Genomic DNA, 12,874 nt, shown 5'->3' with positions numbered 1-12,874 from the left:
CCGATCCTATGACCACGACCGTCCTGCTGACCGGTGCAGCCGGCTACATCGCCTCCCACACCTGGCTGGCCCTGCAACAGGCCGGCTACCGCGTGGTGGGCGTGGACAACTTCTCCAACAGCTCTCCGCGGGTGCTGGAGCGGCTGGCCGAACTGGCCGCGGCGCCCATCGAGTTCGAGAAGGCCGACGTCTGCGACGGCGCGGCGCTCGATGAGATCTTCGACCGCTACCGCCCCGGTGCCGTCGTGCACTTCGCGGCCTTCAAGGCCGTGGGCGAGTCGGTCAGCCAGCCGCTGGCGTACTACCGCAACAACATTGGCGGCCTGGTCAACACTTGCGAAGCCATGCAGCGCCACGGCTGCACCCGCATCGTGTTCAGCTCCAGCGCGACCGTCTACGGTGCGCCCGAGCAGCTGCCGCTGCGCGAGGACGCGCCGACATCGGCCACCAACCCCTACGGTGCGACCAAGCTGATGGGCGAGCAGATCCTGCGCGACGTCGGCGTGGCCGACCCGGCGTGGCAGACCGCCTGCCTGCGCTACTTCAACCCGGTGGGCGCCCACGAGAGCGGTCGCATCGGCGAGGACCCGCGCGGCACGCCCAACAACCTGATGCCGTATGTCGCCCAGGTCGCCGTGGGCCGGCGCGAACGGCTGTCCGTGTTCGGCGACGACTACCCGACACCCGACGGCACTGGCGTGCGTGACTACATCCATGTGACCGACCTCGCCGAGGGCCATGCGGCCGCGCTGCGCTGGCTGCTGGACAATAGCGGCTCGCTCACCGTCAATCTCGGCACCGGTCGCGGCTACAGCGTGCTGGACCTGGTCCGCGCCTACGAAGCCGCCAGCGGCCGCAGCGTGCCGTATGAGGTCGCACCTCGCCGCCCCGGCGACATCGCCGCCTGCTGGGCCGACCCGGCCCAGGCGCGCGACACGCTGGGCTGGCAGGCCAAGCTCGATCTGGACCGCATGTGCCAGGACAGCTGGCGCTGGCAACAACTCAACCCCCAGGGATTCAATACATGACCCAAGTCCTGCCCGTCATCATGGCCGGCGGTTCCGGCACCCGGCTGTGGCCGCTGTCGCGCGCCGGCTATCCCAAGCAGTTCCTCGTGCTCTCGGGCAACGAGAGCCTGTTCCAACTCGCAGCCAAGCGTCTGGCGGCGCTCGCCGCGCCCGGCATCGAGCTGGGCGCGCCTTGCATCGTCGGCAACGATGAGCATCGCTTCCTGGTGCTGGACCAGCTGCGCGAGATCCGCCAGACACCCAGCAGCGTGCTGCTGGAGCCCACCGGCCGCAACACCGCGCCCGCGTTGACGCTGGCTGCGCTGGCGGCTCTCGAAGGCGGCCAGGACCCGGTGCTCGTCGTCACGCCCGCCGACCAGACGGTCACGCAGCCGGCCGCGTTCACTGCAGCGCTGCAGGAGGCCATCCAGATCGCCTCCGAAGGCGCCATCGCGCTGCTGGGCATCACGCCCGACCGTCCGGAGACGGGCTACGGCTACGTTCGCACAACAGCCGACGCAGGCGGCCTGGCCGTGGCGCAGTTCGTCGAAAAGCCCGACCTCGCCACCGCCGAGAAGTACCTCGCCGCGGGCGGCTACTTCTGGAACAGCGGCATGTTCGTGCTGCGCGCCAGCGTCTGGATGAAGGCCCTGGAGCGCTTCCGCCCCGACATCGCCGAAGCGACACGGGCGGCCTGGGCCGTGCGCAAGACCGACGACAAGTTCGTGCGGCCGGGCAAGGCCGAGTTCGCCGCCGTGCCCAGCGAATCCGTGGACTATGCGGTCATGGAACGCTGCCCCGGCACCGACATCCCGCTGCGCATGGTCGCGCTGGACGCCGGCTGGAACGACCTCGGCGCCTGGGAAGCCGTGTGGCAGGTCGCCGAGAAGGACGAAGCCGGCAACGCCTTCGTCGGTGACGCACTGATCGCCGACAGCCAGAACACGCTGGTGCACGCCACCAGCCGCCTGGTGGGCGTCGTGGGCCTGAAGGACATCGTGGTCGTCGAGACCGCCGATGCCGTGCTGGTCAGCGACCGTGCGCGCAGCCAGGAGGTCAAGCAGATCGTCAACCGCCTGGGCGCCGAGCAGCGCGGCGAGCACGCGCTGCACCGCAAGGTCCACCGTCCCTGGGGCTGGTACGACAGCATCGACAACGGCCCGCGCCACCAGGTCAAGCGCATCATGGTCAAGCCTGGTGCCTCGTTGAGCCTGCAGATGCACCACCACCGCGCCGAACACTGGATCGTCGTCAGCGGCACCGCCGAGATCGTCAACGGCGACAAGACCATCCTGCTGAGCGAGAACCAGTCGACCTACATCCCGCTGGGCCAGACCCACCGCCTGGCCAACCCCGGCAAGGTGCCGCTGGAAATCATCGAGGTCCAGTCCGGCTCCTACCTGGGCGAGGACGACATCGTCCGCTTCGAAGATACCTACGGCAGGGCCTGACATGACCATCCTCGTCACCGGCGGCGCCGGCTTCATCGGCAGCAACTTCGTGCTCGACTGGCTGCGCCAGTCCGACGAGCCCGTCGTCAACCTCGACGCGCTGACCTACGCCGGCAACCCGGAGAATCTGGCGTCGCTGGATGGCGACGCCCGCCACACCTTCGTCAAGGGCGACATCTGCGACCGCGCACTGGTGGATCAGCTGCTGATCACGCACCAGCCGCGCGCCATCGTGCACTTCGCGGCCGAGAGCCATGTGGACCGCTCCATCAGCGGCCCCGGCGCGTTCATGAGGACCAACGTCGACGGCACGTTCACGCTGCTCGAAGCTGCCCGCGCTTACTGGGGCGCGCTCGACGGCGAGGCCAAGGCGGGCTTTCGCTTTCACCACGTGTCAACCGACGAGGTCTACGGCTCACTGAAGCCCACGGACCCGCCCTTCGCCGAGACCAACCCCTACGAGCCCAACAGCCCGTACTCCGCCAGCAAGGCCGCCAGCGACCATCTGGTGCGCTCCTGGCACCACACCTACGGGCTGCCGGTCGTCACGACCAACTGCTCGAACAACTACGGCCCCTATCACTTCCCCGAGAAGCTGATCCCGCTGATGATCGTCAACGCGCTGGCAGGCAAGCCGCTGCCCGTCTACGGCGATGGCCAGCAGATCCGCGACTGGCTCTACGTGACCGACCACTGCAGCGGCATCCGCGCGGTGTTGGCAGGCGGCAAGCTGGGCGAGACCTACAACATCGGCGGCTGGAACGAGCAGGCCAACATCGACATCGTCAAGATCGTCTGCAAGTTGCTTGACGGAATGCGCCCCGACCCGGCCGGCCCCTACGAGCGCCTCATCACCTACGTGAAGGACCGTCCCGGCCACGACCGCCGCTACGCCATCGACGCACGCAAGATCGAGCGCGAGCTGGGCTGGCGCCCGGCCGAGACCTTCGAGACCGGCATCCGCAAGACGGTGCAGTGGTACCTCGACAACCCCGAGTGGGTTGCTCGCGTGCAGAGCGGCGCCTACCGCGACTGGATCAGCCAGCAGTACACGGCGGCGGCATGAAGATCCTTCTTCTCGGCAAGGGCGGCCAGGTCGGCTGGGAACTGCAACGCTCGCTGGCCGTGGCCGGTGAGGTCACGGCGCTGGATTTCGACGACGGCGGCGACTTCACCCAGCCCGACCAACTGCTGGCCCGCGTGCAGGCGCTGGCTCCTCAGGTCATCGTCAATTCGGCAGCCCACACCGCCGTCGACAAGGCCGAGAGCGAGCCTGATCTCGCCCGCCAGATCAACGCCACCACACCTGCGCTGCTGGCCATCGAGGCCCAGCGCCTGGGCGCGCTGCTGGTGCACTACTCGACCGACTACGTGTTCGACGGCAGCGGCGATCAGCCGCGTGACGAAGAGGCCCCCATTGCGCCGCTGAGCGTCTACGGCGCCACCAAGGCCGAAGGGGAGGATGCCATCCGTGCCAGCGGCTGCCAGCACCTGATCCTGCGCACCAGCTGGGTCTATGCCGCACGCGGCGGCAACTTCGCCAAGACCATGCTGCGACTGGCAGCCGAACGCGAGCAGCTCAAGGTCATCGCCGACCAGATCGGCGCGCCGACCGGCGCTGACTTGCTGGCGGACCTGACCACCCACATGCTGCGTGCCACGCGTGCCAATCCGGCGCTGAGCGGCACTTACCACGCGGTGGCCGGTGGCGAGACGAACTGGCACGACTACGCCCGCTTCGTCATCGAGTTCGCACGCCGGCAAGGCAAGCCCATCAAGGTCGCGCCGGACCAGATCCTGCCGATCCCGACCAGCGACTACGCGACGCCCGCCCAACGCCCGCTGAACTCGCGCCTGTCCACGGCCAAGCTGCAGCAGCGCTTTGGCCTGCGCCTGCCGCACTGGCAGCAAGGCGTGGAACGCATGCTCACTGAAATCCTCTGAGGCCATTCATGACCAATCGCAAAGGCATCATCCTCGCTGGCGGGTCCGGCACGCGGCTGCATCCGGCCACGCTGGCCATCAGCAAGCAACTGCTGCCGGTCTACGACAAGCCCATGATCTATTACCCGCTCAGCACGCTGATGCTGGCGGGCATCCGCGACATCCTGATCATCAGCACGCCGCAGGACACGCCGCGTTTCGAGGCACTGCTGGGCGACGGCGCCCGCTGGGGTCTGAACATCAGCTACTGCGTGCAGCCCTCCCCCGATGGCCTGGCCCAGGCCTTCATCCTGGGCCGCGACTTCGTCGACGGCCACCCCAGCGCGCTGGTGCTGGGCGACAACATCTACTACGGCCACGACTTCGCCGGTCTGCTCAGCAGCGCGACGAGCCGCACCGCCGGGGCCAGCGTGTTCGCGTACCACGTGCACGATCCCGAGCGCTACGGCGTCGTCGACTTCGATGCCGACAAGCGCGCGCTGTCCATCGAAGAAAAGCCCAAGGCCCCGAAGAGCAACTACGCGGTCACCGGCCTGTACTTCTACGACGAGCAGGTCTGCGACATCGCCGCCAACATCAAGCCCAGCCCGCGTGGCGAGCTGGAGATCACCGACGTCAACGCCGAGTACCTCAAGCGCGGCCAGCTCAATGTCGAGATCATGGGGCGCGGCTATGCGTGGCTGGACACCGGCACACACGACAGCCTGATGGAAGCCGGCCAGTTCATCGCCACGCTGGAAAAGCGCCAGGGCTTGAAGGTCGCCTGCCCGGAAGAGATCGCCTTCCGCTCCGGCTGGATCAACGCTGCGCAGCTCGAAGCGCTGGCCAAGCCCCTGGCCAAGAACGGCTACGGCCAGTACCTGCAGAAGCTGCTGGTCGAGAAAGCGTTCTGATGAGCCTGCTGCAGGTCACCCCTACCGCTTTGCCAGAGGTCCTGATCGTCGAGCCCAAGGTCTTCGGCGACGCCCGGGGCTTCTTCACCGAGAGCTGGAACGAGACCCGTTTCAATGAGGCACTGGGGCAGCAGGTCCACTTCGTGCAGGACAACCACTCCCGCTCGTCCCGCGGCGTGCTGCGCGGCCTGCACTACCAGCTCCATCCTCACGCGCAGGGCAAGCTGGTGCGCTGCGTCGCCGGCAGCGTCTTCGACGTGGCCGTGGACATGCGCGCGTCCAGCCCCAACTTCGGCAAATGGGTCGGCGTGGAGCTGACGGCCGAGAACCACCGACAGCTGTGGATTCCGCCGGGCTTTGCGCACGGCTTCGTCGTGCTCAGCGAGACGGCCGACTTCCTCTACAAGACCAGCGGCCGCTACGCGCCGGAGTGCGAGGGTTCCGTGCGCTGGGACGATCCGGCCATCGGCATCCAATGGCCGCTGGACGGCATCACGCCGCAGCTCTCGCCGAAAGACGTGAACGCTCCGTTGTTGAAGGCGGCCCGAACGTTTGACTGACCACAGCTGAGCACCGCTCAGCCATGAGTTGCTCGCGACGGTCCTGCTGACGGGACGGTTCGCACTACGTCCTGCCGCCTCGGCCTGTAGGTGCCTCAAGCGCCGCAGCAGTGAGCGCCGGGGGCCGCGTCCGCGGTGCCCGGACGACAGAACGCCGGCCGTTGCTTTCGCAGGCGGCCGGCGTTCTTCAAGACCCCGCGGGGTCAGCGGTGGCGTCAGCGGGTGTAGAAGCCGAGATCCCCAAGGTCGATTCGATAGCCGCTCTTGAGCTTGTCGTTCTCACCGGCGAAGTAATCGTCCAGGTAGGAATGGCCAAGGATGTATCGGTTCGGGTTCATCGTTCCGTAGTAGCCCGCATTGGCATTGCTGTTGCCGTCGAACAGCACATAGCTCCCCTGCCATCCTGAGCCGGCCACACCCCAGCTCAGCACATGATGGATGTACGGCGCGAACTTGGTGAACATCTTGTACATCAGCGCGTACTGATACCCGAGGGCGTCGGACTGCCGGATGTTGAGCGCCGCGGGAGCGGTCGCGCCGCCACCGGGCGCGCTGGTCGGCATCTGCAGGTCGAACTCCGAGAAGTCGATGCCGGACAGCAGGCGGTCGTCCACGAGCTTGGCGAACAGCGCCGTGGAGTACTGGGTGTCGCTGGCCTGGGTGCGGCCCACCGCATCGTGCGCCTGATTGCCAATGATCTCGATCAGAGGCCGTCCGTCGTACAGCGGATCTGTCAGCCACGCGGTGTTCAGCGCGCGAACCATGTTGTAGACGGTTCTCGCCTTGCTCCGAGCGGTGAAGCCGTAGTCGTTGTAGACCACCTTGGTGGGGTTGCTCGTGACGTAGGCATCGATGCTGCCGCTGTCGTCATGCCCATCGAGCTTCATGTAGCCGGGAAGCGAGGCGTAGTTGGCCTTGAACGCTGCGGCCATCTGGGCATTGGGAGCCGCGATATGGGCGTACTTGAACAGCAGGTAGACGTAGTGCTCCTTGAGGTCGCCGCCAATCAGGTCGTCCGACATCGCCGCCAGCCAGTTGGTGTGCTTGAGGCTGCTCCTCCAGCTGTTCGGGTCCTGCGGGATGTTGACGCTGTGGCGGCTTTCGTGGACCTCCTCGTTCAGGATGTCCCAGGTCGAGAAGGGAATGACGCCACGCGCCGCGCTGGAGCCGTACTTCGTCGACGTGGTCAGGAAGTGCCGCATCACATAGGTGATGTGGTTGAACTGCACCCGCCGGGCCATCTCCTTGCTCACCTGCGTCTGCCGTGAGACCCCATTGCCCAAACCGTAGAAGTACGGCGTGCCGTTGTACCCGGACGTCAGCGTGGCAGGCGTGATCTGGGTCATCCACCCGGGCGCCTGGTTGTACCAAGCCATCACGTGGCCATGCATCTTGTATTGGCCGGGCGTTCCGGAGTCGCGGATTCCCAGGTACGCGTTGTCCGGGAAGTTGTATTCACCCACACCCGGGGTGGTCGTGGCGCCGGTCAGCGCCGCCCCCGACACGCTGGTCAGCCAGTTCGGTCCGCGCGGGTGTGTGCCGTCGGCCTTCAGGTTGTTGCCATCGACGAAGATCTCGTAGTGCCGTGCCCGCGTTCCCGTGACGGGACCGGTGCCGATCGCGCCCATCATGAACAGGCCGTTGGCGGTGTTGTAGAGCCCCTTCAGCGGCGCGACCACACTCTGGTTCTGCGCATTGACGACATTGGGCAACGCGGCCGTGTTGGGGTCGGGTTGGGTGATCTTGAGGTTCTGCACCATGAGCGAGGTGCTTTCCGCAGGCCGACCGTTCTCGCCGTGCAATTCGAGAACGAAGGTCGAGGAAGCGCCCGTCTGGGGCACATTGACGCTGACGTGAGTCTTCAGCCAGGTTTCGCCGTTGTAGCTGCCGACCCAGGACGGATTGAGGTTGGTGTAGTCGTATCCGCGCAGGTAGCTGTCAATGGTGGTGCTGCGATTGGTGAGTCGCCAGCGCATCAACTTGCCTTGGGCGCTCTTCGGGTAGTACACGTCAAATTCCACCGTCGCGCCCGTCGGCACATTGACGGATGGGGACAGCGGCGACTGCATGCTGACGCCGCCGAACGTGGTTGCGCCGCGGTAGAAGTAGTCGATGAGCAGCACGGGCGCCTGGCCCTGTGCATCCGCAAAAGGGTACGGAACCATCCGGAAGGTGCTGCCGTCGAAGTCGGCCGGCACACGGTTGTCCAGCGGCGTGCGCGCGCTCCACACATTGGTGGGCGAGGTGACGGTCACCGGCGTCCGACCCGGACCCGGGTCCAGACGGAAATAAGGATCTGAGCCGTCCGACTTGATCTGCGCCTTGAAGGCCGCCATGGAGGCTTGAAGGTTCGCAATGGCCTGCGCATTCCACTGAATCAGCGCACTGCGCGCAGACTTGACGGCATCGTCGAGCGCTTTGAACTCGGCGGCGGTGACCCACGGCCAGGCCTTGTTCACGTCGGATCCGTTGCCGGCGCTGCTGACCTGGACCGGGAACTCCGCGTTGCCCGCCGCCAAAGCCTGGGCCTGGGTGATCAGACTGTTCAACTGACCGGACACCTCGGCCGTCGCCGGCAGCACCACGCGCAGCGATCCCCCGAACGTGCCGCCGTTGTAGGAGCCGCTGTAGCGTTCAACCACCGCCGCGCCGGATGACCCTGCGCTGGCAGGGAAAGTGAACACGGCCGACACCGCGCTGCGCGCCGCAATGGTGCCGATGGACTTCGGCAGCGGTGAACCCGCAGCGCTGCCCAACGTCGCGGCCGACACGACAACGTTCTGGGCCGCCGCCGTGCCGTTGTTGGTGAGGGACACCGTCGACTGGTAACTGCCGTCGCCCAGCTTGGTTCGAGTCGCGGTCGTGACGATCGCCACGGTGCCCTGCGCCAAAGCCCCGCCGCCTACGGAGAGCAGCGTGACCATGGCAACGGCTCGATAGCCGCCGAGTAGGAATTTCATGCAATTCATCTTGTCTCCATCTTGTTGGGGCCGTCGGTGACTGCGGACCACGCTTCACCGAGGGCCTTGTTATTCCTCAGCGCTCAAGCAGCCACCTGGCGTGCCTGCGGGCCGCGGTTCCTTCTGACACGGACGAGTCCAGCGAGGCAGCCGGTTGCCAGCAGCCACAGGGTCGACGGCTCCGGCACCACGTTGACGGTGAAGTCAACCGTCGCCAGGGTGTCCTGAGCGCCCAGGCCACCACCCAGGATCGAGAACGTGTTGGCATAGATGCCGGTCGCCATGCCAGCGGGCACGGCCAACTTGAACAGCACGCCGGTGAAACTCTCTCCGGGCGCCAGCGCGAGCGGGAAGTCCACGAAGAAGCCCGTGTCGTCCAGCGTCAGCGCGTCGGCGACGTTGTAGGCGTCACCGTTCAGATACACGCTGTCCAGATTGGTCACCGGGGCAAAGACCGTGGCCTCGAATTGCAAGACGCCTCCGGCGGGCGAAAGATCCTGGACAGGATTCGTCAGGGTCAAGGTCACGATGTCGGCACGCGCCGCCACCGAGGCCAGGCACAACGAGAACAAGGTCACCAAAGCAAAGATCAAGCGTTTCATAGGTTCCTCATGACGGACGGGTTGGACTGCAAATCAGAATCGGGAGGCTGTCCGGCCTGCCAGCGCCTCGGTCTGCCCATGGAGATACCGGGCAGCTGCGCTGGCGCGCAGGGTTCAGCGGATGTGTGGCCGCCGCCCGAGCAGCGGGGACTCACCCAGCTGTCGAGCGGCCCCGACGACGGAGGCCATCCAACTGGCCGCATCGGGCTGGGCGGCGGCCAAGTTCTTGTCGGTACGGGCGCAGGGGGCGTCGAGCGACATGGCCGGCACGCCAGGCCGAGCTCGCGCTGCCGCCGGCCTCAGTGCTGAAACTTGCAACAACGGCCCGCCATGGCGCGGCCAGAAGCGAGGGAGCTTCATGGTGCTTTGTCTCCTGGTTATGTTTTTCACTACCATTTTTTGGTAGCGCATACATTCAACAGTAACAAGCTCACAGCGCCAGTCCATAGGGGGCACTACCCATAGGGCGCCTTTACAGTCGTAACGGCACCCTCCGACCAATCATTGTTCGCTCGGATGGGTCAATTCACCTATGAATGAGGGCGCAGAGGCAATCAGCACCTTCTGATTGCGCTATCACTCACTCTGGAAATTTACAACTTTCAGCCTTCCCTCTCCACATCGGAAACGCGTCAGCCCGTTGAGGCGATGCTGTCGACGTAACGGCCAGCCTGCAGTGATGCAGTGTTGGCGCGGGTGAGTGCAGCCCAGCCATGCTGCTTGTCGGGCATCCACTTCGATGGCGCCGTACCGACAAAACGCGCAGGGATGCTGTGCCGCGCAGGCGGGGGCTTTCTAGATGTCGCTGCTTGGTTCCTGGCCTGCGTGCCATCGGCAATCACAGGCACATGCAGCAGCGCTCGCGGCCGCCGCTAAATGCTCACGCAAAGAGCTTGGCGGCCGCGACACGCGGCCGTCTCAACTTCGCTTCAGGCCCGGGCGTCGCCCCAGCGCAAAGGAGTGATCTCGTCGCCCACATAGGTCGTGTGACCGGACCGGTCGACACAGTACTGCGGCGAGATGATCATCTCGTGCACGGTCATGCCCTCGCCGATGCGCGTGTGCTCGATGAGGACCGAGCGCTCGACAGTGGCGCCGCTGCGTACGTGCGAACCGTGGCCGATCCAAGTCGGACCGATCACGCGCGCACCAGGTTCGATGCGCACGTTGGAGCCGATGTAGACCGGCCCCTCGATGTGCACCTTGTCCCAGTCGACCGAGGTGTTCAGGCCGACGCGCACCTGCGGGCGGACCTCGCGCCCCGGCATGTCCATCTGAGCGAAGCCGCCCGTCATCACCTGCTGGGTGACGGACCAGTAGTCCGTGACACGCCCGATGTCGATCCAGTTGAACGGGCGGTTCTGGGCGAAGAACGGCAGGCCCTTCTCGACCAGCAACGGGAACAGCTGGCTGCCGATGTCGAACTCGACGCCCGGCGGGATCAGATCGAGCACAGCAGGTTCAAAGATGTAGATGCCGGTGGAAGCGAGGGTGCTCTTGGCCTGATCCGGACTGGGCTTCTCCTGGAAGGAGGTAACCCGGCCATCGTGATCCGCGACCACGATGCCGTAGTTCTTGGTCTGCTCCCGCGGCACATCGAGCGTGATGACGCTGGCGATCGCGCCCTTCGCCTTGTGCTCGGCAAGCGCCGCTTCGATGTCGAGGTCGATGACGGCATCGCCGCACAGCACGATGAAGGTCTCGTCGAAAAATTTACCGAAATCCTGGATCTTGCGCATGCCGCCTGCCGAACCTACCGGTTTGCACACGACCTCTCCCTGCTCCCGCACACCTTCGTACGAGTACCCCAGCTCGACGCCCCAGCGCTGACCGGCGCCGAAGTAGTTCTCGATCTTCCAGTGCATGAACGCGACGTTGACCATGATCTGGCGCACGTCGTAGCGCGCCAGATGCTCGATCAGGTACTCCATCACCGGCTTGCCCAGGATCGGCACCATGGGCTTCGGCGTGTGCTTGGTCAACGGGCGGACCCGGGTGCCCTGGCCGGCGGCCAGGATCATTGCTTTCGCCATCTCTTACTTCCTCAGTCATTCACGCGAGATGGCAAGCAAGACTTACGCCGGCACAGTGGACAAGCACCTGCGACCGATGCCGCGGTAGTCGATGCCCAGCGCCTTCATCAGCTTGGGCTCGTACAGGTTGCGTCCATCCAGCACCACCGGCGCCTTCAGCACCGCCTTGATCGCATCGAAGTCCGGCGTGCGGAACTCCTTCCACTCGGTCACGATCAGCAGCGCATCCGCACCCTGCAGCGCCACCTCGGCGCGCTTCACCAGCGTCACATCGTCGCGCGGACCCAGCACGCGTGCCGCCTCGGCCAGGGCCACGGGGTCGTAGGCCGCCACGGTCGCGCCGCGCCGGGTCAGCTCGTCGATGATGACCAGAGACGGCGCCTCGCGCATGTCGTCCGTGTCCGGCTTGAACGCGAGGCCCCACATCGCGAAGCGGCGGCCCCGCAGGTCCTCGCCGAAGCGCTCGACCACCTTGTCGACCAGCACGCGCTTTTGCCGCTCGTTGGCGGCCTCCACCGCCGACAACACCTTCAGCGAGATGCCGTTGTCGGCCGCGGTGCGCACCAGCGCCTTCACGTCCTTGGGGAAGCAGGAGCCGCCGTAGCCCGCCCCGGCGTACAGGAACTGGTAGCCGATGCGCGGGTCGGAGCCGATGCCGCGGCGCACCAGTTCGATGTCGGCGCCCACCTTCTCAGCCAGCAAAGCCAGCTCATTCATGAAGCTGATGCGCGTGGCGAGCATCGCGTTGGCCGCGTACTTCGTGAACTCAGCGCTGCGCACGTCCATGATCTGCATGCGGTCCTGCGTGCGGTTGAACGGCGCGTAGAGCGCCCGCATCAGCAGCGTCGCCTGTTCGTCGTCGGCGCCGATGATGATGCGGTCGGGCTTCATGAAGTCCTCGACCGCCGCGCCCTCCTTCAGAAACTCCGGGTTTGAGACCACGGCATAGGGCATGTCCGGCAGACCGCGAGCGTCCAGTTCCTCGCGGATGGCGGCACGGACAGCGTCGGCAGTCCCGACAGGCACGGTGCTCTTGTCCACGACTACCTTGTAGTCCGTCATCACGCGGCCGATGGAGCGAGCGGCGGCCACCACGTGCCGCAGATCTGCCGAGCCGTCCGAGCCCGGCGGCGTGCCGACGCCGACGAACAGCAGCGTGCCGTGCTGCACGGCATGGGCTGCGTCGCTCGTGAACTGCAGGCGCCCTGCCTTCACGTTGCGCTGGACGATCTCCAGCAGTCCGGGCTCGTGAATGGGGATGTCACCGCTGTTGAGGATGCGGATCTTGTCCTCGTCCACGTCCAGGCACACGACATGGTTGCCCATCTCCGCGAGGCATGCGCCCGTCACCAGGCCAACGTACCCCGCACCGATTGCAGTCACCTTCATTCATGCTCCCCGCCATCAGGCTGACCCTGACGTTG

The 12,874-nt window shown here is 66.0% G+C and carries 10 protein-coding genes; 6 read left to right on the top strand and 4 right to left on the bottom strand.

The features are described 5' to 3' along the window. The first annotated feature begins 8 nt into the window (after window positions 1-8). Genes galE through rfbC form a run of 6 tightly spaced genes read left to right on the top strand, consistent with a single transcriptional unit; the run spans window position 9 to window position 5,855 of the window. Window positions 9-1,028: a UDP-glucose 4-epimerase GalE gene (galE, locus tag ACG02S_RS24450; protein ID WP_394473112.1), complete on the top strand. Its 1,020-nt coding sequence runs from the start codon at window positions 9-11 to the stop codon at window positions 1,026-1,028. Then, a complete protein-coding gene (locus tag ACG02S_RS24445) occupies window positions 1,025-2,458 on the top strand; it encodes a mannose-1-phosphate guanylyltransferase/mannose-6-phosphate isomerase (RefSeq protein WP_394473111.1) in 1,434 nt (477 codons plus the stop codon). The genes galE and ACG02S_RS24445 overlap by 4 nt, the downstream gene beginning before the upstream one ends. A 1-nt stretch (window position 2,459) precedes the next feature. After that, complete coding sequence (gene rfbB, locus ACG02S_RS24440; RefSeq protein WP_394473110.1) at window positions 2,460-3,524, top strand: dTDP-glucose 4,6-dehydratase; 1,065 nt, start codon at window positions 2,460-2,462, stop codon at window positions 3,522-3,524. Further along, the gene (gene rfbD, locus ACG02S_RS24435) at window positions 3,521-4,402 is read left to right on the top strand and encodes a dTDP-4-dehydrorhamnose reductase (RefSeq protein ID WP_394473109.1); all 882 of its coding nucleotides are present in this window, start codon (window positions 3,521-3,523) and stop codon (window positions 4,400-4,402) included. Before rfbB ends, rfbD begins: the two co-directional genes overlap by 4 nt. An 8-nt stretch (window positions 4,403-4,410) precedes the next feature. Further along, the gene (rfbA, locus tag ACG02S_RS24430; protein ID WP_394473108.1) at window positions 4,411-5,295 is read left to right on the top strand and encodes a glucose-1-phosphate thymidylyltransferase RfbA; all 885 of its coding nucleotides are present in this window, start codon (window positions 4,411-4,413) and stop codon (window positions 5,293-5,295) included. Window positions 5,296-5,303: 8 nt separating this feature from the next. Next, window positions 5,304-5,855 carry a dTDP-4-dehydrorhamnose 3,5-epimerase gene (gene rfbC, locus ACG02S_RS24425; RefSeq protein ID WP_394473131.1) on the top strand — a complete coding sequence of 184 codons (552 nt, stop codon included), beginning with the start codon at window positions 5,304-5,306 and terminating at the stop codon, window positions 5,853-5,855. 215 nt (window positions 5,856-6,070) lie between these two features. Here rfbC and ACG02S_RS24420 read toward each other — a convergent pair whose 3' ends face one another. The 4 genes from ACG02S_RS24420 to ACG02S_RS24405 form a co-directional block, all read right to left on the bottom strand. Continuing rightward, window positions 6,071-8,866: an endo-1,4-beta-xylanase gene (locus ACG02S_RS24420; protein ID WP_394473107.1), complete on the bottom strand. Its 2,796-nt coding sequence runs from the start codon at window positions 8,864-8,866 to the stop codon at window positions 6,071-6,073. Between the two features lie 32 nt (window positions 8,867-8,898). After that, window positions 8,899-9,417 (bottom strand): PEP-CTERM sorting domain-containing protein, encoded by a 519-nt coding sequence (locus ACG02S_RS24415; protein WP_394473106.1) that lies wholly within the window; start codon window positions 9,415-9,417, stop codon window positions 8,899-8,901. 929 nt (window positions 9,418-10,346) lie between these two features. Next, window positions 10,347-11,450 (bottom strand): nucleotidyltransferase family protein, encoded by a 1,104-nt coding sequence (locus tag ACG02S_RS24410; RefSeq protein ID WP_394473105.1) that lies wholly within the window; start codon window positions 11,448-11,450, stop codon window positions 10,347-10,349. Window positions 11,451-11,492: 42 nt separating this feature from the next. Continuing rightward, window positions 11,493-12,839 (bottom strand): UDP-glucose dehydrogenase family protein, encoded by a 1,347-nt coding sequence (locus ACG02S_RS24405; RefSeq protein WP_394473104.1) that lies wholly within the window; start codon window positions 12,837-12,839, stop codon window positions 11,493-11,495. Between the last annotated feature and the right edge of the window lie 35 nt (window positions 12,840-12,874).

Source organism: Pelomonas dachongensis (assembly GCF_043555865.1).
In the GTDB taxonomy this organism is placed as follows: Bacteria; Pseudomonadota; Gammaproteobacteria; order Burkholderiales; family Burkholderiaceae_C; genus Pelomonas; species Pelomonas dachongensis.
The sequence above is the reverse complement of the archived record's forward strand: the minus strand, read 5'-3'. Positions and strand labels throughout refer to the sequence as shown.